The organism is Vibrio albus, assembly GCF_003144035.1.
GTDB lineage: Bacteria > Pseudomonadota > Gammaproteobacteria > Enterobacterales > Vibrionaceae > Vibrio > Vibrio albus.
Window position 1 is genome coordinate 459,994 of record NZ_QFWT01000002.1, and the last position, 22,715, is coordinate 482,708.

General features: G+C 47.7%; 18 protein-coding genes. 2 read left to right on the forward strand and 16 right to left on the reverse strand.

The window, feature by feature from the left end; translation table 11 throughout:
* The 3 genes from aceE to nadC all read right to left on the reverse strand — a co-directional run bounded on the left by aceE (nucleotide 1) and on the right by nadC (nucleotide 4,796).
* Nucleotides 1-2,673, reverse strand: a complete 2,673-nt coding sequence (gene aceE, locus DI392_RS05705) for a pyruvate dehydrogenase (acetyl-transferring), homodimeric type (protein ID WP_109318935.1) — start codon at nucleotides 2,671-2,673, stop codon at nucleotides 1-3.
* Nucleotides 2,674-2,745: 72 nt separating this feature from the next.
* Complete coding sequence (pdhR, locus tag DI392_RS05710; RefSeq protein WP_109318936.1) at nucleotides 2,746-3,516, reverse strand: pyruvate dehydrogenase complex transcriptional repressor PdhR; 771 nt, start codon at nucleotides 3,514-3,516, stop codon at nucleotides 2,746-2,748.
* Nucleotides 3,517-3,908: 392 nt separating this feature from the next.
* The gene (gene nadC, locus DI392_RS05715) at nucleotides 3,909-4,796 is read right to left on the reverse strand and encodes a carboxylating nicotinate-nucleotide diphosphorylase (RefSeq protein ID WP_109318937.1); all 888 of its coding nucleotides are present in this window, start codon (nucleotides 4,794-4,796) and stop codon (nucleotides 3,909-3,911) included.
* 227 nt (nucleotides 4,797-5,023) lie between these two features.
* On the opposite strand from nadC, the gene ampD reads away from it, so the two are divergent.
* Nucleotides 5,024-5,572, forward strand: a complete 549-nt coding sequence (gene ampD, locus DI392_RS05720; RefSeq protein ID WP_109318938.1) for a 1,6-anhydro-N-acetylmuramyl-L-alanine amidase AmpD — start codon at nucleotides 5,024-5,026, stop codon at nucleotides 5,570-5,572.
* Here the strand turns inward: ampD and rpoS are convergent, their stop codons facing one another.
* The 13 genes from rpoS to rlmD all read right to left on the reverse strand — a co-directional run bounded on the left by rpoS (nucleotide 5,573) and on the right by rlmD (nucleotide 19,695).
* Nucleotides 5,573-6,553, reverse strand: coding sequence for an RNA polymerase sigma factor RpoS (rpoS, locus tag DI392_RS05725; RefSeq protein ID WP_109318939.1), 981 nt, complete (start codon nucleotides 6,551-6,553; stop codon nucleotides 5,573-5,575). It lies immediately after the preceding gene.
* 74 nt (nucleotides 6,554-6,627) lie between these two features.
* Nucleotides 6,628-7,578: a peptidoglycan DD-metalloendopeptidase family protein gene (locus DI392_RS05730; protein WP_425445679.1), complete on the reverse strand. Its 951-nt coding sequence runs from the start codon at nucleotides 7,576-7,578 to the stop codon at nucleotides 6,628-6,630.
* A 29-nt stretch (nucleotides 7,579-7,607) separates the two neighbouring features.
* Nucleotides 7,608-8,234: a protein-L-isoaspartate(D-aspartate) O-methyltransferase gene (locus DI392_RS05735; RefSeq protein WP_109318940.1), complete on the reverse strand. Its 627-nt coding sequence runs from the start codon at nucleotides 8,232-8,234 to the stop codon at nucleotides 7,608-7,610.
* Nucleotides 8,235-8,236: 2 nt separating this feature from the next.
* Nucleotides 8,237-8,980 carry a 5'/3'-nucleotidase SurE gene (surE, locus tag DI392_RS05740; protein ID WP_109318941.1) on the reverse strand — a complete coding sequence of 248 codons (744 nt, stop codon included), beginning with the start codon at nucleotides 8,978-8,980 and terminating at the stop codon, nucleotides 8,237-8,239.
* 28 nt (nucleotides 8,981-9,008) lie between these two features.
* On the reverse strand, nucleotides 9,009-10,061 hold the full coding sequence (truD, locus tag DI392_RS05745; protein WP_109318942.1) for a tRNA pseudouridine(13) synthase TruD: 1,053 nt from the start codon (nucleotides 10,059-10,061) through the stop codon (nucleotides 9,009-9,011).
* A gap of 5 nt (nucleotides 10,062-10,066) precedes the next feature.
* The gene (gene ispF / locus DI392_RS05750) at nucleotides 10,067-10,543 is read right to left on the reverse strand and encodes a 2-C-methyl-D-erythritol 2,4-cyclodiphosphate synthase (protein ID WP_109318943.1); all 477 of its coding nucleotides are present in this window, start codon (nucleotides 10,541-10,543) and stop codon (nucleotides 10,067-10,069) included.
* Nucleotides 10,543-11,265 (reverse strand): 2-C-methyl-D-erythritol 4-phosphate cytidylyltransferase, encoded by a 723-nt coding sequence (gene ispD, locus DI392_RS05755; RefSeq protein ID WP_109319038.1) that lies wholly within the window; start codon nucleotides 11,263-11,265, stop codon nucleotides 10,543-10,545. The genes ispF and ispD overlap by 1 nt, the downstream gene beginning before the upstream one ends.
* Before the next feature lie 13 nt (nucleotides 11,266-11,278).
* Nucleotides 11,279-11,560, reverse strand: coding sequence for a cell division protein FtsB (gene ftsB, locus DI392_RS05760; protein ID WP_109318944.1), 282 nt, complete (start codon nucleotides 11,558-11,560; stop codon nucleotides 11,279-11,281).
* Between the two features lie 458 nt (nucleotides 11,561-12,018).
* Nucleotides 12,019-13,320 (reverse strand): phosphopyruvate hydratase, encoded by a 1,302-nt coding sequence (gene eno / locus DI392_RS05765; protein ID WP_109318945.1) that lies wholly within the window; start codon nucleotides 13,318-13,320, stop codon nucleotides 12,019-12,021.
* A 92-nt stretch (nucleotides 13,321-13,412) separates the two neighbouring features.
* Complete coding sequence (locus DI392_RS05770; RefSeq protein ID WP_109318946.1) at nucleotides 13,413-15,053, reverse strand: CTP synthase; 1,641 nt, start codon at nucleotides 15,051-15,053, stop codon at nucleotides 13,413-13,415.
* 176 nt (nucleotides 15,054-15,229) lie between these two features.
* On the reverse strand, nucleotides 15,230-16,051 hold the full coding sequence (gene mazG, locus DI392_RS05775; RefSeq protein WP_109318947.1) for a nucleoside triphosphate pyrophosphohydrolase: 822 nt from the start codon (nucleotides 16,049-16,051) through the stop codon (nucleotides 15,230-15,232).
* Between the two features lie 3 nt (nucleotides 16,052-16,054).
* Nucleotides 16,055-18,277, reverse strand: a complete 2,223-nt coding sequence (gene relA, locus DI392_RS05780) for a GTP diphosphokinase (RefSeq protein ID WP_109318948.1) — start codon at nucleotides 18,275-18,277, stop codon at nucleotides 16,055-16,057.
* Nucleotides 18,278-18,378: 101 nt separating this feature from the next.
* The gene (gene rlmD, locus DI392_RS05785) at nucleotides 18,379-19,695 is read right to left on the reverse strand and encodes a 23S rRNA (uracil(1939)-C(5))-methyltransferase RlmD (protein WP_109318949.1); all 1,317 of its coding nucleotides are present in this window, start codon (nucleotides 19,693-19,695) and stop codon (nucleotides 18,379-18,381) included.
* Nucleotides 19,696-19,837: 142 nt separating this feature from the next.
* On the opposite strand from rlmD, the gene barA reads away from it, so the two are divergent.
* On the forward strand, nucleotides 19,838-22,612 hold the full coding sequence (barA, locus tag DI392_RS05790; RefSeq protein WP_109318950.1) for a two-component sensor histidine kinase BarA: 2,775 nt from the start codon (nucleotides 19,838-19,840) through the stop codon (nucleotides 22,610-22,612).
* Nucleotides 22,613-22,715: the final 103 nt, after the last annotated feature.

Below are 22,715 nucleotides of genomic sequence, written 5' to 3' on the forward strand. Positions count from 1 at the left end.
TTATGCGTATAGCGGGTTCATTTTTTCAGTATCAATATCGAATTTCTTAATCGCTTCAGTTACTACTGATTTTTCGATATCACCACGTTTCGCCAGTTCATTCAGTGTTGCTACCACAACATAACCAGCGTTCACTTCAAAGTGACGACGCAGATTGTCACGGCTGTCTGAACGACCAAAGCCATCAGTACCCAGAACTTTATAAGAATCAGCAGGAACAAAGGCACGTACCTGCTCTGCGTAGTTCTTCATGTAGTCAGTCGCAGCGATAGTCGGCTCATTACCCAGAACCTGAGCAATGTAAGGAACCTGCTCTTCTGCTTCCGGATGCAGCATGTTGTAACGCTCAGCCGCCTGACCGTCACGAGTCAGCTCGTTGAAAGAGGTGACAGAGAACACATCAGAAGTCACAGCGTACTCTTCAGCCAGGATCTGAGCTGCCTTGCGTACTTCATTCATGATAGTACCTGAGCTCAGCAGCTGAACTTTCTGGCCTTTCTCTTCTTGAGCTGCATACGTTTCCAGCTTGTAGATACCTTTACGGATACCTTCTTCAGCACCTTCCGGCATCGCTGGCATTGCATAGTTTTCGTTCATCAGTGTCAGGTAGTAGAAAACATTTTCCTGTTCACCGTACATACGACGAATACCATCTTGTGTAATAACAGCAACTTCGTAAGCAAACGTCGGGTCATAAGAGATACAGTTCGGAATCGTACCAGCCATGATGTGGCTGTGACCGTCTTCGTGTTGCAGACCTTCACCGTTCAGGGTGGTACGACCGGCTGTCGCACCCAGCAGGAAGCCACGGGCTTGCTGGTCACCAGCCATCCACGCCATATCACCCACACGTTGGAAACCAAACATAGAGTAATAGATGTAGAACGGAATCATCGGCACGTCGTTTGAACTGTATGACGTTGCTGCCGCCACCCAGGATGACATTGCACCCAGCTCGTTAATACCTTCCTGCAGAACCTGACCAGAGGTCGCTTCTTTGTAGTAAGAAACGATGTCTTTATCCTGAGGTGTGTAGTTCTGACCGTGCGGGTTATAGATACCAATCTGACGGAACAGACCTTCCATACCGAAGGTACGCGCTTCATCCGCAATGATCGGCACGATGTTTTTACCGATTTGCTTGTTCTTAAGCAGGATGTTCAGGGTACGGACAAACGCCATAGTTGAAGAGATATCACGCTTCTGTTCATCCAGCAGCGGTTTGAACTCTTCCAGCTCCGGAGTCACAAACTCCTGAGTGAAATTCGGCAGACGCTTCGGCATATAGCCTTTCAGCGCTTGACGGCGAGCGTGCAGATAATCGTATTCAGCAGAACCTTCTTCCAGTTTCAGGTAAGGCAGAGATTTCACGTCCTCATCAGAAACCAGGTCTTTCAGGTTCAGGCGGTCACGCAGATGCAGAACATGAGTCATGTCCATTTTCTTCACCTGGTGAGCAATGTTTTTACCTTCCGCCGCTTCACCCATGCCGTAACCTTTGATGGTTTTCGCTAGGATTACAGTTGGACGACCTTTGGTCTCCTGAGCATTCTTAAATGCTGCATACAGCTTAGACGTATCGTGACCACCACGCTTCAGCGCAAAGATCTCTTCGTCGGTCATGTCTGCAACCAGTGCCGCCGTTTCCGGATACTTGCCGAAGAAATGTTCACGAACGTAAGCACCATCTTTAGACTTGAATGTCTGATAGTCACCATCAACCGTTTCGTTCATCAGTTGGATAAGCTTACCTGACGTATCTTTCGCCAGCAGTTTGTCCCATCCGCTGCCCCAGACAACTTTAACGACGTTCCAGCCAGCACCGGTAAACAGACCTTCCAGTTCCTGAATAATGCTTGAGTTACCCATAACCGGGCCGTCAAGACGCTGCAGGTTACAGTTGATGACGTAACACAGGTTATCCAGCTTCTCACGTGCAGCGAAGGAAATCGCACCGCGTGATTCCGGCTCATCCATTTCACCATCACCCAGGAAGGCATAAACACGTTGCTCAGAGGTGTCTTTCAGACCACGGTTGTCCAGGTATTTCAGGAAACGAGCCTGGTAAATAGAAGACATTGGAGCCAGACCCATTGATACGGTCGGGAACTGCCAGAATTCAGGCATCAGTTTCGGGTGAGGGTAAGAAGGAATGCCCTTACCATCAACTTCCTGACGGAAGTTATCCAGCTGCTCTTCTGTCAGACGGCCTTCAACGAAAGCACGGGAATAAATACCCGGAGAGATATGCCCCTGATAGTAGACTAGATCGCCACCATCTTTTTCGTTAGGCGCACGGAAAAAGTGGTTGAAGCAGGTTTCATAGAATGCGGCAGAAGACTGGAAAGAAGCCATATGGCCACCCAGCTCCAGGTCTTTTTTAGATGCACGAAGTACAATCATTACCGCATTCCAGCGAATAATAGAGCGGATACGCTGCTCAAGCTTTTTATCGCCAGGGTATGGCGGCTCTTTATCGACTGGAATTGTATTGATGTAATTGGTTGTGGTGCCACTTGGCATATCCACACCATCAAGACGTGCTTTATCTAAAACTTGTTCAAGTAAGAATTGAGCACGCTCTATACCTTCTTCACGCACAACAGATTCAAGAGCTTCCAACCACTCCTGCGTTTCTAGTGCATCTACGTCATTACTCATGACTTCAGACATGGCGATCTATCCTTTTGTTAGTTGGATCCAGTGAAGGGACGGATGAGACAGTTAACAGTCATAACAACTGCTTCACTGCTCTCCGTCACTCTGCTGAATCCGACGCAAAGAACGCTTCCTACGGCTATCTTCACGGTTGAGATCCAGCATGGTTTCTTCAATGTAGGCCAGATGAACATGCGCTAACTCCCTTGCCTTTTCAGGCTCTCGGGAGATCACCGCATTCATAATATCGGCCCGGTGTTTACTTACTTTCTCCACCGCATCACTACGGCGGTATAATAGTTTTAAATTTTGTAATACGTTTTTCTCTAGCAGAGGAAGCATGCTGCGAACGATATGTAGCAGAACTAAGTTATGAGAGGCTTCAGTGATAGCAACCTGATATTCCATCACTGCCGCGACTTCGCAGATAATATTTTTTTCTTCCTGAGCTGATTCGATCCGTTGCTGACATTGACGGATCACTGAAAAATCTTCTTCGGTACCACGGAGAGCAGCAAAATAAGCCGCTATCCCTTCCAGAGCATGACGCGTTTCAAGAAGGTCAAACTGGGCTTCAGAATGAGAGGAAATTAATTCCAGAAGCGGATCCGATAACCCACTCCATAATTCATTACTGACAAAAGTACCACCACCCTGACGGCGGACAAGCAGATGCTTAGCTTCCAGCTTTTGAATGGCTTCACGCAGAGAAGGTCGGGAGACATCAAACTGTTTGGCCAGTTCCCGCTCCGGAGGGAGCTGTTGCCCCGAAGAATAAGCACCTTCTAATATAAGCCTTTCCAGCTCTGCTTCAATGACATCAGAGAGCTTAGGTTGTCGTATGCGCTGTGTCACCATTCTGATGTATGCCTATTGTCTCTCTGTTCAGGGTGTCAATTGGTATTACCAATTGATTCATTGCTATAAAAGTTAACATGTGCAAATTGTTTTTGTCCAGCGCAAATTGATTTAAATCATAAAAACACTATTTACCACGCCAAAAGAAACACTTTATTAACAATAAAAACCCATTATCAACATGTCTTTTATACATTTATTTTTAAGTAAAAAATAAATAACGGGAACAAAAAACAGATAGAAACACCCACAACAACTGAAACAATAAAGTATTGATCTAAAACAAATAAAACAAATCCCCCCAGAAAAACCTATAGAAAACAATAAATAAAAAACCCGCTACTTGATGAGCAAGTAGCGGGTTAATTTAACCGAACAATGTATGAAATTTGTTATTGAAATCGCATAGAAAGATCCATTGCGGTAAGGTGCTTCGTTAATGCGCCAACAGAGATATAATCGACCCCTGTCTCAGCATATTCACGAATGGTTTCCAGCGTAACGTTACCCGAGTTCTCCAATGCCGCTCGGCCAGCATTCATTTTCACCGCTTCTCGCATCATATCTGTACTGAAATTATCCAGCATAATGATGTCGGCACCGGCCTCAATGGCCTCTTTCAATTCATCCAGATTTTCCGTTTCAACTTCAATGGGTTTTCCCGGATTCAGCTCTTTCGCCGTTGCTACGGTCTGAGCAATGCCACCACAGGCAATAATGTGATTTTCTTTAATCAGGTAGGCATCAAACACTCCGATACGGTGATTATGCCCGCCACCACAGGCTACTGCATATTTTAATGCACTACGCAGACCCGGAATGGTTTTACGGGTATCAAGCAGCTTGCACTCCGTACCTTCCAGCTCTTTTACATACCGCGCTACCGCTGTCGCACAGCCAGACAAGGTCTGGATAAAGTTCATCGCATTTCTTTCGCCCGTCAGCATAATACGCGCCGGACCCTTCAAGGAACAAAGTACCTGATTAGGCTCTACCACATCACCATCTTCTACAAACCACTCAATGGAAACCTCGCCCCCGAGTTGTCTGAACACTTCCTCTGCCCATTCTTTACCGCAAAAAACACCGTGCTCTCGAGTGATCAGGTTGGCAACACTCTGAGTGTCTGCCGGGATCAAACTGGCAGAGATATCCAGAGAAGCGTCAATGGTGCCTCCCAGATCTTCTCTTAGCGTGTCGGCTACAGATCGGGTAATTTCCAGTGGGAGCTGTGTTTTCAGGTATTCAAGACGAGCCTGGCTATCGTGACTGTTTTTCATTTCGAATCGGTACCAAGTTTTTACAAATTGGAAGGATAATACCCTCGATAATAAAATAATTCAGCTATCAATCACAGATTTCGGTATTCTGATAAAAACAAGGATTAAGGAAGAAGGGAAAAGGGTGAAGAAATAAGAGGGCGAGCTATCCCTCAGCAGTTATCGTCTTCCCCCTTCATCCTCGAAGCAGCGCGACCTTAACACTCAAAATAACCTATGAAGTAAAGATGCACAATTACACGATAAATAACGGCTGGTTAGAAAAGGTTAAACACAGCCCGTCTCCTTTTTGCGATCAGCGCCCTGAAAATACTCAGATCTCTCTGCTGGTCATTCATAATATCAGCCTGCCCCCGGGTCAGTATGGCAGTAATGACATAGAGCTATTTTTTACCGGACAGCTTGATACAGATAAGCATCCGTTTTTTAAGGTGATCAAGGACATGCGGGTTTCCGCTCATTGCCTGATCCGCCGGGATGGAGAGGTCGTTCAGTTTGTTTCTTTTGTTGACCGGGCATGGCATGCCGGTAAATCCAGCTTTGCCGGCGTTGAGAAGTGTAATGACTATTCGATAGGTATCGAGCTGGAAGGGACAGATTACGATGCGTACACCGAAGCGCAATACAGAGCATTAGCTGGTATCACCAAAGCCCTGCAAACAAAATACCCGGCCATTACTCCACAGAGAATAACCGGGCATCAGTATATCGCCCCGCTCAGAAAAACCGATCCGGGGCTGGTGTTTGACTGGCGGAAGTTCCGCTCGTATCTGTAATTACATATCATCTACATCAAACAGAGATTCCATATTCAGTCCCTGTTTCATCAGGATCTCACGCAGACGTCGTAAGCCCTCAACCTGTATCTGGCGTACACGTTCTCGGGTCAGGTTGATTTCGCGTCCTACTTCTTCCAACGTAGACGGTTCATACCCCAACAGACCAAAACGTCTTGCCAGCACCTCTTTTTGTTTAGGGTTCAGCTCATCCAGCCAGTCGATAAGCGATATTTTCATATCATCGTCCTGAGTGGACACTTCTGGATCGGAGTTGTTGATATCCGGGATAATATCTAAAAGTGCTTTTTCTCCGTCACCACCAATAGGGGTATCAACAGAGCCGACACGTTCATTTAAACGCAGCATCTTACTGACATCACCAACCGGCTTATCCAGTTTTATTGCGATTTCTTCTGCGGTAGGTTCATGATCCAGTTTTTGTGACAACTCACGAGCTGTACGCAGATAAATATTCAGTTCTTTTACTACATGGATAGGCAAACGGATGGTTCGGGTCTGATTCATTAACGCACGTTCAATGGTCTGACGAATCCACCAGGTTGCGTAGGTTGAAAAACGGAAACCTCTTTCCGGATCAAATTTTTCAACGGCACGGATAAGCCCGAGGTTACCTTCTTCGATAAGGTCGAGCAGAGCAAGACCACGATTACTGTAACGGCGGGAAATTTTAACTACCAGACGAAGGTTACTTTCTATCATCCGTTTCCGAGCGGCCTCGTCACCTTTCAGTGCGCGGCGTGCATACAAAACTTCTTCTTCAGCAGTTAATAATGGAGAAAAACCGATCTCACCCAAGTAAAGCTGAGTGGCATCCAGACTCTTGTTGCTAACTTCAAATTCTTCCTGAACTTGCTTAGCGAATGCTTTTTCTTGTTCTAGTTCAACGTCTAGTGCATCAATATTATCTTGTTCAAGATCAAAACGGTTTGTTTTTGGTGCTGTATTGCTGATACTCATAGCGCTTCCCCTTGGCGAGTTAGCAAGACATTACTACCGAATATGTCCTAACCTGCTATAGTTAAAAGGTGGTATCAGGGCAAATAGCGTTGTGGGTTGACTGATTTCCCCTGATAACGAATTTCAAAGTGCAGTTTAACCCGGCTGGATCCTGAACTGCCCATCGTGGCAATTTTCTGTCCAGCATTAACACTTTGTCCTTCTCTGACTAGCAAACTGTCATTATGGGCATAGGCACTTAAATAATTATCGTTATGCTTGACGATAACCAGGTTACCGTATCCGCGAAGTGCGCTGCCTGAATAAACTACAACCCCTCTGGCTGTTGAAACAACCGACTGACCACGCCTTCCGGCGATATCAATCCCCTTGTTTCCCTGATCTCCAGAGGAGAACCTCCTTATGACCCTCCCTTTTGTTGGCCATAACCATCGATCAACTTTACTCTTACTGGCTGATACGCTACTTCCTTTGGATACCTTAGCCGTATTCGTTTTTGGATGGTTTACATTATTTTTAACATTTTGTTTACTAGCACGATACTCTTTCGAGCCTTTTTTATCAACCTTATTAACAACGGGGGTATTGTTCGAAGTTGATTTTTGAGATGTTGAACGCTTTGCTTTTTTACTTGTTGATTTTGCAGGGGAAACGGTAGGGACAGCTTTCGAGGCAATAGAAGCAACCACAGCAGAGCTTGCTGCTCCGGCACCTGTTCCACCATAAGCCGGGGCCTTATATACTGGTTGCCAAAGGCGTAATTTTTGTCCTGGCTGAATAATATAAGGTGGGGAAAGATGATTGTAACGAATCAACTCGTTTACATCTTTATCTGTGACATAGGCTATATAATATAAGGTATCACCTTTACGCACTTCATAATAACTTCCGCGGTAACTGCCTCTTTCAATCTGAGTATAATCTTTATTCAAACTGGAGACAGGTGCAGGCCCATGAGCTGAACAACCCACTAAGAGTATGCTCAGCCCGATATAAGCCAATACTGTCTTCAGTTGCATCTTCATGTTTTTTCTATGAATGAATGAATGACTCTTTATGCCAATTCTCCAGCCACAAGAGGAACGAAACGTACCGCCTCTATAACACTGGATGTGAATGAGTTACCGTCCCGAACCACTTTAAGCAGTTCCTGATGCGCTTCTCCCACTGGAATCACCAGACGACCTTTATCTGCCAGTTGATCCAGTAATGCGTGCGGGATCTCACTTGCCGCCGCCGTGACAATAATAGCGTCAAAAGGTGCGTTTGCCGGCCACCCTTCCCAGCCATCGCCATGTTTGGTCGCGACATTGTAAATATCGAGTTGCTTCAGACGTCTTTTGGCCTCCCATTGCAGAGATTTAATCCGCTCAATGGAATACACTTTATCGACCAGCTGAGCCAGGATAGCCGTCTGGTAACCGGATCCGGTCCCGATTTCCAGAACTCTACTGTCCTTCCTTAGCTCCAGCAGTTCTGTCATTTTCGCCACCATATAAGGCTGGGAGATTGTCTGCCCGTGCGCAATGGGCAGAGCATTATTATCATACGCCTGATGCATCATCGCCTCAGAGACAAAATACTCCCGGGGAACCCTCTCCATTGCACTCAGTACCTCTGAGCTTTGGATTCCATTCACCGATAAATATTCAACCAGCCTTTTGGCCTGGGGGTTGCTCATAGTTATTTCTCTTTCAGCCAGTGATTAACACTTTCTAATGATTCGTGTGCCGTCAGGTCTACTTGCATTGGGGTAACAGAGACCATCTTATGTTCAATAGCATGAAAATCGGTTCCCGGTCCCGAGTCCTGTTCTTTCCCCGGAGGGCCTAACCAGTATATATCATGCCCTCTCGGATCCTTCTGCTTCAGCATGCTTTCAGCATGGTGCCTTGCCCCAAGCCGGGTTACCTGCTGCCCCTTCAGCTCAGCATAGGTTACATCCGGGATATTGACGTTCAGCAGCCGGTTCGTTGGGATTGGCGTTTTCAGGTGCTGCTCGACGATAGAACGAACAACCCTGGCCGCTGTAGCAAAATGTTCCCGGCCAACCAGAGAGAAGGCGATAGACTGAACGCCAAGAAAATGACCTTCCATTGCCGCAGCAACGGTACCTGAGTAGAGTACATCATCCCCAAGGTTTGCTCCGTGATTAATACCGGACAAAACCAGATCCGGCATATCATCTTTCAATAGTTCGTTCAGAGCAAAGTGAACGCAGTCTGTCGGTGTTCCCTGAACCGCGTACCGATGATCGCTGATATTGCTGACCCGCAACGGCGTTTCCAGTGTCAGTGAGTTAGACGCTCCTGAACGATTCCGGTCTGGGGCCACAATGACAAGCTCAGCCAAATCCGATAAAGCAGCCGCCAGCACCTTCAGCCCTTCGGCATGTATCCCATCATCATTACTCAGTAGAATTTTCATTGCAGTTTCCTTTTGTTCCTCGACCCGTTCAGTCCTGAGGATAATGACGCTCTACCGGTATTTCCTCAATCAGCTCTCGGATAACTGATGTTGCAAAACAGCCTGATGGTAAAGAAAAATTCAGTGTTACCTCATCACCGTTACTATCATACTGCATCTGTTGTGGCTTCAGTAACATTTCACGCCGGTCATGACGCATTCTGTTCCCACGGATAAGCGCCATCAGATCTGGCTCTGCATCCAGAAGCGGTTGTTCCAGTTGCAATGCTGCTTCTGTGGTCGGCAACGCATTGTCTCCCGCCAACGCTGCGGTTATCTGAACCGAATCGGAAACCAGCTTCTGTTCCAGTTCCGCCTTGTTTTCCTGAGTCACAGACAGTAGCTCACCACCGGATAAGACCAAATCACCATTTAACAACACGTTAAACTGATCGTTTTTGATGCGCGAGGAAACAATCTGGTTAAAGATCCATGCGCGGGCGGTAGACAGATACATACTACGTTTGTTCTGGTTGCGTGTTCTGACATTTTCCCGTCCCCAGCGCCGGGCTTCAGTCAGGTTATTACCATCACGACCGAATCGCTGAGCACCAAAATAGTTAGGGACTCCATGCTCTGACACTACCGCCAGTTTTGACATCACTTCTTCAGTGTCAGTAACCTCGGACAAAGTCAGCTCAAAGCGGTTTCCAGCCAGCTCTCCCGGACGCAGTTTTTTATTGTGTCTGGTGGTTTCCAGAATCTGTATGCTCGGATATTGCTTTTCGAACGCCGTAAAATCCGGAGTCTCACCCTTTGGCAGGTGTACACTCAGCCACTGCTCGGTCACCGCATGACGGTCTTTCAGCCCGGCCCAACTCACGTCTTTGGATTTCACTCCACAGACTTTCGCTAATTCATTAGCTACAAATGTCGTGTTTTCACCCGTCTTCCGGATCCTGACCATCAGGTGTTCACCACTTCCGGAAAATTCGTACCCCAGCTCTTCTTTTACAATAAAATGCTCTGGTTTCACTTTCAATTTCGCTTTTGCCACAGGCTTTCCATGCAGGTAGGCCAGATCAGCAAGTATATCAGTCATGTCTGTTACTTCTTTGTTAGGAGAACAACGGCTTCACAGGCAATACCTTCTTTTCTGCCGGTAAAACCCAGTTTTTCAGTTGTGGTGGCTTTGACATTTACATTGTCGATAGATGTGATTAAATCAGCGGCTATGGCTTCGCGCATCGACGGAATATAAGGAAGCATTTTCGGAGCCTGAGCGATAATAGTGACATCCAGATTGCCTAATTGATAGCCTTTTTCCTGCACCAGTTCGTATACGGCTTTCAGCAATTCACGGCTATCAGCGCCTTTCCACTTCTCATCAGTATCGGGAAAGTGACGACCGATATCGCCTTCGGCAATTGCGCCGAGTAGCGCATCCGTCAGCGCATGCAGTGCCACGTCACCATCAGAGTGAGCCACCAGCCCCTGTTCATAAGGAATGGCAACTCCGCCGATAATAACCGGGCCTTCGCCACCAAATTTATGCACATCAAAACCATGACCAATACGAATCATCATTGTTCCTTATTATTTAATTCTCTGCTGAGGTAAAATTCAGCCAGTGCCAGGTCTTCCGGCTGGGTCACTTTCAGATTATCTGAGCGCCCGGCTACCAGCTTAGGCGTTAACCCTAACCACTCCACCGCCGACGCTTCATCGGTAATACTGGCTCCTGCGGCCAGAGCCTGTGAGAGCGCATTATAGAGCAGAGTCACCGGAAACATTTGTGGTGTTAAGGCATGCCATAGACACGCTCTGTCTACCGTTTCTGTTATATGATGGCTGGAATCACCACGTTTCATCGTGTCACGAACCGGAGCGGCCAGAATACCGCCTACCGGGTGCCCTTTCAGTTCCGCAATCAACTTATCAATGTCTGCCCCCATAACACAAGGACGGGCGGCATCATGCACCATAACCCAGCTATTTTCTTCCGCTTCAGAAGATAAAAAACTCAGTGCGGAAAGAACGGAGTCCGCCCGTTCTTTTCCTCCCTTGACCCGGATGACATCTGGATTCGATGACAGAGACAAAGTCGGGAAATAAGGATCATGTTCGCTAATGGCAACAATCACTCTGCTTACTGCCGGGTGAGCCAGTAATTTTTCTACCGTATGTTCAAGAATCGTTTTACCGTGCAACTGAAGATATTGCTTAGGCTTGTCCGCCTGCATACGGCTGCCGACACCTGCAGCAGGTATAATGGCATAAATAGGTTGAGTTTGGGGTTCTGTCATTGGCTTATTGATATCACTGAGAATCTTCACCAGTAATCCGGTAAAAAGTTTCCCCCTCTTTCACCATTCCGAGTTCGTGACGTGCGCGCTCTTCAATTGCATCCAGGCCTTGTTTCAGATCATCGATTTCAGCAAACATGTCACTGTTGCGCTTTCTCAGGTTCTGATTCACAGACTGCTGAATGTCAATATCACTTTGCACTTCGCTGTAATCCATCCAGCCATTTTTGCCCCAGACAAGGGTATAAAGCAGCAGGCTCAGTAAAACAAACAGGCCCAGAGTAAATAAACGCACGCGGATGGCTCTCGTGTTGAGGGGTAAAATTAAAGGGTAGTTATAACATATCTGGGAGAGAAGAAGAATATGGAGACTCTGGACCAGAAGAGAATACCCTCGTTCCCATGCTCCGCGTGGGAATGCAGACCTGACTCAGAGAGAGCATAAATCTCACGACTAACTGACATGCGTAAAATCAATTAACAGGAATGAGTTGATCCGATAGGCTCCGAATGCATTCCCACGGAGGACCGTGGGAACGAGCAACACATCCCATCCCTGAATACTCCCGTCATCCCTGCTAAGGCAGGGATCTACTAAATCATTACCGCCATCTTTATAGGATTCCTGCCTTCGCAGGAATGATGACTTTTAAGCAGTAGCGCAGCGATCTAGCCTCTGTATTCTAAAAACAAAAGCGCCTCCCAAGGGAGGCGCTTTCAGAGAACTTAAGAGTCCGTTAATTCAATAAAGAATTAAGCTTGACCTTTAACTTCTTTAAGACCGTTGAAAGGAGCTTTCTCGCCTAGTGCTTCTTCGATACGGATCAGTTGGTTGTACTTAGCAACACGGTCAGAACGGCTCATAGAACCAGTTTTGATTTGGCCAGCAGCAGTACCAACAGCAAGGTCAGCGATAGTTGCATCTTCAGTTTCACCAGAACGGTGAGAGATAACTGCAGTGTAACCAGCGTCTTTAGCCATCTTGATAGCAGCCAGAGTTTCAGTCAGAGAACCGATTTGGTTGAACTTGATAAGGATAGAGTTAGCAACGCCTTTCTCGATACCTTCAGCAAGAATCTTAGTGTTAGTTACGAACAGGTCGTCACCAACAAGTTGGATTTTGTCGCCCAGAAGTTCAGTTTGGAACTTGAAGCCATCCCAGTCAGACTCGTCAAGACCATCTTCGATAGATACGATTGGGTATTGAGCAACCAGACCTTCAAGGTACTTAGAGAACTCTTCAGAAGAGAAAGTCTTGCCTTCGCCTTTAAGGTCGTAGATGTTTTCTTCTTTGTTGTAGAACTCAGAAGCAGCACAGTCCATAGCAAGAGTAACGTCTTTACCCAGCTCGTAACCAGCAGCTTCAACAGCTTCTTTGATTGCAGCAAGAGCAGCAGCGTTAGATTCTAGGTTAGGAGCGAAACCACCTTCGTCACCAACAGCAGTGTTAAGACCTTTGCCTTTAAGAACTTTAGCCAGGTTGTGGAATACTTCAGCACCGATACGCAGAGCTTCTTTCAGAGTAGAAGCGCCAACTGGCTGAATCATGAATTCCTGGATGTCAACGTTGTTGTCTGCGTGCTCACCACCGTTGATGATGTTCATCATAGGAAGAGGCATAGAGTAAACGCCTGGAGTGCCGTTCAGTTCAGCAATGTGAGCGTACAGAGGCATGCCTTTTGCTGCAGCAGCTGCTTTTGCGTTTGCCAGAGATACAGCCAGGATTGCGTTTGCACCGAACTTAGATTTGTTCTCAGTGCCGTCCAGGTCGATCATGATTTGGTCGATGTCAGCTTGAGCTTTACCGTCTTTACCAAGTAGTGCTTCAGCGATTGGGCCGTTAACAGCTTCAACTGCTTTAAGAACACCTTTACCTAGGAAACGTGATTTGTCACCGTCACGTAGCTCAAGAGCTTCGCGAGAACCAGTAGATGCGCCAGATGGAGCTGCCGCCAGACCTACGAAACCGCCTTCTAGGTGTACTTCAGCTTCTACAGTTGGGTTACCACGTGAGTCGATGATTTCACGACCTAGAACTTTAACGATCTTAGACATTATGTTTCCTCTCGTTCAATATCAATGTCAAAATTAAAGACAGCAGCACCACTAAAGCTGCTGTCCGTATCCTTACTTAAACTTACTAAAACTTACTTAACTAATTCACCACGCTGATATTCACCAGCAGCTTTAACGAATCCTGCAAACAATGGATGACCATCGCGAGGAGTCGAGGTAAATTCAGGGTGGAATTGAGCCGCTACAAACCATGGGTGAGCCGGATTCTCAATTACCTCAACAAGCTTCTTATCCGCAGACAGACCCGATACTTTCAGACCGGCTTTCTCAATTTGCGGACGCAGATTGTTGTTTACTTCATAACGGTGACGGTGACGTTCATGAATCGTCGCGCTACCATACAGATCACGAGCTTTGGTACCTTTTTCCAGGTGACAAAGCTGAGAACCAAGACGCATAGTACCACCAAGGTCTGATTTTTCAGTACGTTCTTCAACGTTACCTTCTTTATCAACCCATTCAGTAATCAAGCCTACCACAGGGTACTTGGTTTCTTTATTAAATTCTGTTGAATGTGCACCTTCCATACCCGCAACATTACGCGCGTATTCAATCAGTGCAACCTGCATACCCAGACAAATACCCAAATACGGGATGTTATTTTCACGGGCATACTGTGCAGCGCGAATCTTACCTTCGACACCGCGGTCACCAAAGCCGCCTGGTACCAGAATAGCATCAAGGCCTTCCAGCACTTCTTCGCCTCTGGTTTCAACATCTTCAGAGTCAACGTAAGTAATATTAACACTTAAGCGGTTTTTTAACCCCGCGTGCTTAAGCGCTTCGTTCACCGACTTGTATGCATCCGGCAGCTGGATATATTTACCCACCATACCGATAGTGACTTCACCAACCGGGTTCGCATCTTCGTAGATAACCTGTTCCCATTCGGAAAGATCAGCTTCGGGTGCATTAATGCCGAAGCGAGCACATACCAGATCATCCAGTCCCTGAGATTTAATCAGCTGAGGGATTTTGTAGATAGAATCTACATCCTTCATGCTGATAACCGCTTTTTCCGGTACGTTACAGAACAGCGCTATCTTCTTACGCTCTGCAGCCGGAATCATACGGTCACTACGGCACACCAGAATATCCGGCTGAATACCGATAGACAACAGCTCTTTTACTGAGTGCTGAGTCGGCTTAGTTTTTACTTCACCTGCCGCTGCCAGATAAGGAACCAGTGTCAGGTGCATAAACATAGCACGCTCACGGCCCAGTTCAACTGCCAGCTGACGAATCGCTTCCATAAATGGTAGTGATTCAATATCACCAACGGTGCCACCGATTTCAACGATAGCAACGTCCTGACCTTGTGCACCATCAACAATCCGATCTTTGATCGAGTTAGTGATGTGTGGAATAACCTGAATGGTTGCACCAAGGTAATCGCCACGACGCTCTTTACGCAGAACGTCAGCATAAACACGACCTGCAGTAAAGTTATTGCGTTTGGTCATTTTGGTACGAATAAAACGTTCGTAGTGACCAAGGTCAAGATCGGTTTCCGCGCCATCTTCCGTGACGAACACTTCACCATGCTGGATTGGGCTCATTGTACCCGGATCAACGTTGATGTAAGGGTCAAGCTTCATAATGGTCACTTTAAGACCACGAGCTTCTAGAATCGCTGCCAGTGATGCAGCTGCAATACCTTTACCTAGTGAGGATACAACCCCGCCAGTAACAAAAATATAATTTGTCGTCATGTTTAACCTGAAATTGGTTGAATGTGGGAATGGTGTTTTCTGGACGGGATGAAAATATACCAGAACCCCCTTTCCGTCACAACGTGAAACTTATCACAGTCTGCTTTTTTCTTTTTTGCTTCAAATCAATTCAAAGATTGCGCAGAGGCATTGCTTATCGATACCAGGCAACCTAATCATTCAGAACGCTTTACCCGATCCCACTGTTCATCAAGCTCCTGCAGAGAACATTCTTTCATTTGTTTTCCCTGTTCCAGCACACCCTGCTCAATCTGACGGAATCGGCGTTCAAATTTATTATTCGCCTTACGCAATGCGACTTCCGGATCTTTCCCCAGATGTCGAACCAGATTCACGGAGGCGAACAACAGATCGCCCAGCTCCTCTTCCAGATGCTCCTCATCTGGTGTCACCTGAAGTGCTTCGTCCATAACTTCGTCAATCTCTTCTCTGACTTTATCAGCAACAGGGCCCAGCGTGTCCCAGTCAAACCCGTGCTTTGCACACTGCTTCTGGATTTTTTTCGCTCGGGATAATGCAGGTAGGGAAGCTGGTACTGAGTCTAGGATACTTTCAGCCACTTCGCCTGATTTATTCTGCTTTCCTGTTCGTTCCGCTTTCTCTGCCTTTTCTTTGGCTTTTTCCCGCTCCCAGTTGGCGTTGATTTCTTCTTCCGAACCAAATTCTGCATCTGAAAAGACATGTGGATGGCGGCGAATCAGTTTCTGATTCAGACCGGCCACCACTTGTTCAAAATTAAAATGTCCGGCTTCCCTGGCAATCTGACTGTAGAAAATGACCTGAAACAACAGATCACCCAGCTCTTCCTGCAGGTTTTCCCAATCACGGTTATGAATGGCATCCACAACCTCGAACATCTCTTCAATGCTGTGCGGCACCAGGCTTTCAAAGTCCTGCTTCAGATCCCATGGGCAGCCCTGCTCGGGGTCCCTGAGCGTTGCCATCAGCGACAGCAGTTTATCCGTTTCCTGTGACATGTTTTATCCTAACCGTTTGACTGTAATGACATCTTTTACCTGCTCGACTCTGGCTGTGATACGACCCAGATCTTCAATACTTTGTACTTCAATATCAAAGTCCATAATCGACATTTGCCGTTTATAGTCGGTCCGGCTCTTCATGCCGGTCACTTTCAGTTTTTCATTCGCCAGTAGTGTCGTGATGTCTTTCAGCAGACCACCTCTCTCTAAAGCTTCCACCCTTAATGTCAGAATATAGGAGCCGCCCATACCCCGTCCCCAGACGGTATCAATGATTCGCTCAGGAGCATGGATACGCAATTCAGCCAGTTGTTCACAATCCGCTCGGTGTACCGATATTCCTCTGCCCTGAGTGATATAGCCGCAGATAGGATCACCCGGGATAGGCTGACAGCAACGGGCCAGATGGGTCATCAGATTATCAACCCCTTCTACAACCACAGCGTCTTTATGCGGACGGCTCTGGTGCTGTGTTTTCGCTTCTGAACCCTGAAGCTTTTCCAGTGCCTGTTTATCTTCTTCCTCGGCTGTCGGTTTATTCACCAGCGCGTTGATATGGTTGATAACCTGATTAATCCGCAGATCACCACTGCCGATGCCGACATACAGCTCATCCGGTGACTTGACATTGAAACGCTTGAGAGCATATTCGCTGGCATCCTTTAATGTGGCACCAATCTTGTGTAACTCGTGTTCCAGTATTTCCCGACCGGCTTCCAGGTTTTTCTCCCGGCTCTGCTTACGGAACCAGGCATTGATCTTGGCCCGGGCGCGCCCGGAATGTACAAATCCCAGCGATGGATTCAGCCAGTCCCGGGAAGGGTTCGGCTCTTTAGCCGTAATGATCTCAACCTGATCCCCCATCGCCAGTTTATGGGTGAAAGGAACAATGCGTCCGCCAACCTTAGCCCCGATACAACGGTGGCCGACTTCAGAGTGAATATGATAGGCAAAGTCGAGTGGAGTGGCCCCCATCGGCAGGTCGACCACATCACCACGCGGGGTAAAGGCGTATACCCGATCATCAAACACCTGAGAGCGCAACTCATCCAGCATTTCGCCGGAGTCTGACATTTCTTCCTGCCAGTCGAGCAGTTTACGCAGCCAGGTTATCTTTTCGTCATAACCGCTGCGCCCGCCACTGCCGCCCTCTTTGTATTTCCAGTGCGCGGCAACACCAAGCTCCGACTCTTCGTGCATTTGCTTGGTACGGATCTGGATTTCGATTGTCTTACCTTCCGGCCCCAGGATCACGGTATGGATAGACTGATAACCGTTAGGTTTTGGGTTGGCAACGTAATCGTCAAATTCGCTTGGCAGATGCTTATATTTGGTATGAACAACACCCAGAGCGGCATAACAATCCTGTAGCTGATCAGCGATAATACGTACTGCCCGCACATCGAAGAGCTCATCAAAGGCAAGGCTCTTTTTCTGCATTTTGCGCCAGATACTGTAGATATGCTTGGGGCGGCCACTCACTTCAGCATTAATGCCAGAGGCCTTCATTTCGTTTTCCAGGTCTGTCACAAAGTCGGTAATATTGTGCTCACGGTCAATCCGACGTTCAGACAGCTGCTTGGCTATCTGTTTGTAGGTATTGGCGTGCTGATAACGAAAAGCGTAATCTTCGATCTCCCATTTCAGCTGACCGATCCCCAAACGGTTCGCCAATGGTGCATAAATGTTGGAACATTCCCGGGCTGCCGCCTGACGCACTTCATCCGGTTCTTTTTTCACTTCACGAAGGTTACAGATACGTTCTGCCAGCTTAATGATCACACAACGGAAATCATCCACCATCGCCAGTAACATCCGGCGCACATTATCTACCTGACCAGAAGCCTCGGATCCTTCCAGAGTGACATTCAACTGACCGATGGCCGCCATCTCTTCCACACCATCAATCAGTTTAACGATTTCTTTTCCGTAAGTTTCCTGTAACGCTTCCCGCTCAAAGTATCCGGCAGAAACAACGGGGAATAATTGAGCAGCCACCAGTGTCGGTTTGTCCATCGACAAAGTGATGAGTATTTCGATCATCTCCCGTCCACGCCACAACAGCAGCGTGCTGTTATCCTTGTCCTTTACCAACTCTTCGCAGTGCCGGTAAACCTCCAGCAGTTTCTTAGAGGTGGCCTTTTCCTGCTTCAGACTGGTTACCCAGGCTTCCAGTTCGAACTGTTCGTTTTTCTTTAAATGTGCGCCACGTACTGCGACCATTGATCTTATCCTAGCTACTTATGAACACTGGCGCTTTCCTGTGTCATGCCAGTGTGGTTTCTTCTTCTCTTCAACGTATTGTACAGATTTATCTGACAAACTTATCTAACAAACAGGGCCATTGACTCCAGGTGGCTGGTATGCGGAAACATATCCAGCATGCCCAGTTTTTCCAGTGTATACCCTTGTTGCAGTAAACTCTGCGAATCTCTGGCAAGGGTAGCAGGGTTACATGAAACATACACCACTCTTTTCGCCCCCAAGGCAGACAGTTGCTCTATAACGCCCGCCGCTCCTGCTCTTGCCGGATCCAGCAGGACTTTATCAAACTGTGCACTGGCCCACTTTTTATCCGTCAGCGCCTGCTCCAGATTGGCCTGAACAAACTCGGTATTATCCAGTTTGTTCAGCTCAGCATTAGCCTTCGCCCGGATAACCATATCATCCACGCCCTCAACGCCGACAACACGCTCAGCCAGCTTCGCCAGAGGCAGGCTAAAGTTACCCAACCCACAGAACAGGTCCAGTACCCGTTCATCAGCTTCGACCTCCAGCCACTCCAGAGCCTGCACCACCATCTGCTGGTTAACGCTGCGGTTAACCTGAATGAAGTTTGTGGGCAAAAACGGGATTGTCATACCGATTTCGCTATAGTATGCCTCCTCGCCGCAGACTTGCAGCGGCGCTTTGTCTGCCACCTGAAGATAAAGGGTTACGTTGTTCTTGCGGGCAAACTCAAGTATGGCCTGTTCATCCGGCTCAGCAAGCGGCTTCAGAGCCCGCAGCAGAACGACACGGGTATTATCCCCCGCCACCAGCTCTACGTGCCCCAATTGGTCCTGTTGCCTGAAACCGCTCAACAGCTCCCGCAGCTCTGGCAACAACTCGTTCAACTCTGTCGCCAGTACCGGACAACGGTCAATATCGACGATTTGCTTACTCTGCTTTTTACGAAAGCCAAAGCTGAACTCGCCAGTCTTGCGGTTTTTCATCAGGCTAAAACGGGCTCTGCGTCGGTAAGCTTTTTCCGGCCCGGAGATAACCGGCTCCAGTTCAGCCTCTTCTCCGGCAAACTTCTTCACCAACTGGCGTAACGACTGCTGTTTGTACTCCTGCTGATTGTCATCATTCAGGTGCTGCATATTACAGCCGCCGCACTGATTATAGTGAGGGCAAAAGGGTTCGGTTCTTTGCGGGCTGGCCGACAGGATTTTGATCAGGTTGGCTCTGGCGTACTTACTCTTACTTTCCGTAAGCTGGATCAGTACCTCTTCTCCCGGCAGTCCCCCTTCGACAAACACAGGCTTCCGGTTTAAATAGCCGATACCAGCGCCATGATGATCCAACTTTTCGATCATTATCGGCTGATGTTTGGTGACTAACGGGTTTTTCTTCTTTGGTTGATAAAAACGTGCCATGCTATTGCTCTGATATCGCTATTTTTATAAAAAACAAGCTTCCTCCCACTATTTTTACCGGGAAGAATTGTCGAAATGGTTGGCTTTGATTTAAGCTACTGCATATTTTCCCATATCCAGACATCCTTGTAATCAGGTAAACATGACCAAATATGGTTTGCGCGCCCGCGTTATTACATTAACCCTTGCTCCTACCCTGGTTATCGGGTTGCTATTAAGTACGTTCTTCACCCTGAATCGTTATAATGATCTGGAAAACCAGCTCATCGACTCCGGAACCAGTATCCTCGAACCATTGGCGATTGCCAGCGAATACGGCATGCTGCAACAAAGCCATGATGCCGTCCGGCGTTTGATCGGCTACGCACACCGGAAAAACTCCGATATCATCCGCAGTATTGCGGTATTCGATGCAAAACATCAGCTGTTTGTCACCTCTAATTTCCATCCGAACTTCGAATCTCTCAAGCTGGCAAAAGATAAACCAATACCACTACTGACCAGCATTGAAGTCATTGATTCCCGCGTTATTTTGCACGCCCCTATTCTGGCTGAAGGCCAGTTTGATATCGAGAACGGGTTAAGAACCGATATGACCAAAGTGCTGGGTTATATTGCGATGGAACTGGACACCTCACCATTAAGACTGCAGCAGTATCAGGAAGTCTTCGCGGCCTTGATTGTTCTGGTGCTTGGGCTTTCGATGGCAGGCCTGTTTGCTTACAAACTGATGCAGGAAGTCACCCAGCCGATCACGAATATGAAGCGTACGGTCGACAAAATACGCCGCGGGCATCTGGATTCACGCATAGAAGGAAAGATGCACGGTGAACTAGATACGCTGAAAAATGGTATCAACGCCATGGCGATGTCTCTGTCAGAGTACCATATGGAGATGCAAAACAGCATCGATCAGGCTACCTCGGATCTACGGGAAACACTGGAACAGTTGGAAATTCAGAACGTTGAGTTAGATCTGGCTAAAAAACGGGCTCAGGAAGCCGCCCGGGTTAAATCCGAGTTCCTGGCCAACATGTCGCACGAGCTGAGAACCCCACTGAACGGCGTGATTGGGTTTGCCCGTCAGATGCTGAAAACCAACCTGACCTCCAGCCAGACCGACTACCTGCAAACCATCGAACGTTCAGCCAATAACCTGCTGAATATCATCAATGACATTCTGGACTTCTCCAAGCTGGAAGCAGGAAAACTCCTGCTGGAAAACATCCCGTTTGAATTTCAGGAGAATCTGGAAGAAGTGGTCAGCCTGCTGGCCCCTTCCGCTCATGAAAAAGGGCTGGAACTCACCCTTAAGGTCGATCCAAAGGTACCCAAAGGACTGGTCGGTGATCCTCTACGCATACAGCAAGTGCTGACTAACCTGGTCGGTAACTCCATCAAATTTACAGAACGGGGCAATATTGATATTACCGTTGAGCTCAAGGCAGAACATAAAGACTCTGCGGAGCTACAGTTTATGATCCGTGATACCGGTATTGGTATTTCGGAACGTCAACAGGCCCAGCTCTTTCAAGCCTTCAGTCAGGCTGATGCCAGTATATCCCGACGCTATGGCGGTACCGGACTCGGACTGGTTATCTCCCGTAAACTGGTTGGACAAATGGGGGGGGAGATCAGCCTGACCAGCCGCCTGCACCAGGGGTCAACGTTCTGGTTTACTCTGCACCTGGCAACGACCGATCTCCCTCTTGGGCAACCGATTGATAAACAGATTCTGAAAGATAAACAGATTCTGCTGATAGAGCCAAATATGCAGGCAGCCTCGGTAATCCAGACCATGCTGACACACGAAGGGCTGCAGGTCACTTACCAGGCCAGTGTGCCGGATCAGTGCCAGCCACAGGACTGCGTATTAATTAACCTGTCACCCAAATACCCCTGCGATGAGAATGATATTCAGGAATGGGTCGAAACTATCCAGCAGTACACAAGACAAATTATCATTGGCTTGCCCAGTACCGAGCTGGCTCTGGCTGAAAAACTGGTACAAACATTACCGGTGCAGTGCCTGACCAAACCGATTTCGCGACGTAAGTTACTGCTCACATTGACTCAACACCAGCCAGTAACACCGGTGGTGTCTCTTGCTGAACCGGTGACCGATGAGGAAAAACTGCCACTGAAGGTAATGGCGGTCGACGATAACCCGGCAAACCTGAAACTGATTTCTGCGCTATTAGCGGAAAGGGTGGAACATGTTGTCACCTGTACCGGCGGTCATCAGGCGGTTGAAGAAGCCAGGCAACAGAGGTTCGATATGATCCTGATGGACATTCAGATGCCTCATATGGACGGCGTACAGGCCTGTCAGCATATAAAAGCGACACCTCTGAATAAGCAAACGCCTGTCATCGCAGTCACAGCGCATGCCATGACCGGTGAACGAGACCGACTGCTGAAAGCCGGTATGGATGACTACCTGACTAAACCCATTGAAGAACACATACTGCAGCAGGTTCTAGTCCACTGGAACCCTGAGACCGATACCAGTCAGGTAGAAAAAGTGGTTCTGAGCGACACCCCGGCAGAAGCACAGCCACAACCGGCCAGGCGGGTTATCGATTGGAACATTGCGCTAAAGCAGTCTGCGAATAAGGCATCCCTGGCCCGTGAAATGCTGGATATGCTAGTCAGTTATATTGGGGAAGTTAATAGCGTTGTGGAACAGGCACTATCTGATGATACCTACCCGGTAAGCACCCTGCTGCATCATGTCCATAAACTGCATGGCAGTTGCTCGTATTGTGGTGTACCAAGATTAAAGGCCGTCTGTGCAACCATCGAGAAGAACCTGCGTTCAGGGATGACAATTGAGGATACCGAGCCAGAACTGTTTGAACTGCAGGATGAGATGGAGAAAGTCGTGACAGCAGCTAAAGAATACCTAGAAGGCTAGAGGCTAGAGGCTAGAGGCTAGAGGCTAGAGGCTAGAGGCTAGAGAGAATACAGAGCGCTTCGCTTGGAGAATACAGAAGAAAATCTAGATTGTATTTTCTTCT

Coding starts and splice junctions, on each gene's coding strand:
- nadC (WP_109318937.1), bottom strand. CDS start 4,796: ATGAAAAACAGTCACGATAGCCAGGCTCGTCTTGAATACCTGAAAACA.
- DI392_RS05730 (WP_425445679.1), bottom strand. CDS start 7,578: ATGAAGATGCAACTGAAGACAGTATTGGCTTATATCGGGCTGAGCATA.
- barA (WP_109318950.1), top strand. CDS start 19,838: ATGACCAAATATGGTTTGCGCGCCCGCGTTATTACATTAACCCTTGCT.
- ispD (WP_109319038.1), bottom strand. CDS start 11,265: ATGACAGAACCCCAAACTCAACCTATTTATGCCATTATACCTGCTGCA.
- ampD (WP_109318938.1), top strand. CDS start 5,024: ATGCACAATTACACGATAAATAACGGCTGGTTAGAAAAGGTTAAACAC.
- rlmD (WP_109318949.1), bottom strand. CDS start 19,695: ATGGCACGTTTTTATCAACCAAAGAAGAAAAACCCGTTAGTCACCAAA.
- mazG (WP_109318947.1), bottom strand. CDS start 16,051: ATGTCACAGGAAACGGATAAACTGCTGTCGCTGATGGCAACGCTCAGG.
- pdhR (WP_109318936.1), bottom strand. CDS start 3,516: ATGGTGACACAGCGCATACGACAACCTAAGCTCTCTGATGTCATTGAA.
- DI392_RS05770 (WP_109318946.1), bottom strand. CDS start 15,053: ATGACGACAAATTATATTTTTGTTACTGGCGGGGTTGTATCCTCACTA.
- DI392_RS05735 (WP_109318940.1), bottom strand. CDS start 8,234: ATGAGCAACCCCCAGGCCAAAAGGCTGGTTGAATATTTATCGGTGAAT.
- rpoS (WP_109318939.1), bottom strand. CDS start 6,553: ATGAGTATCAGCAATACAGCACCAAAAACAAACCGTTTTGATCTTGAA.
- ispF (WP_109318943.1), bottom strand. CDS start 10,543: ATGATTCGTATTGGTCATGGTTTTGATGTGCATAAATTTGGTGGCGAA.
- relA (WP_109318948.1), bottom strand. CDS start 18,277: ATGGTCGCAGTACGTGGCGCACATTTAAAGAAAAACGAACAGTTCGAA.
- aceE (WP_109318935.1), bottom strand. CDS start 2,673: ATGTCTGAAGTCATGAGTAATGACGTAGATGCACTAGAAACGCAGGAG.
- surE (WP_109318941.1), bottom strand. CDS start 8,980: ATGAAAATTCTACTGAGTAATGATGATGGGATACATGCCGAAGGGCTG.
- truD (WP_109318942.1), bottom strand. CDS start 10,061: ATGACTGATATACTTGCTGATCTGGCCTACCTGCATGGAAAGCCTGTG.
- eno (WP_109318945.1), bottom strand. CDS start 13,320: ATGTCTAAGATCGTTAAAGTTCTAGGTCGTGAAATCATCGACTCACGT.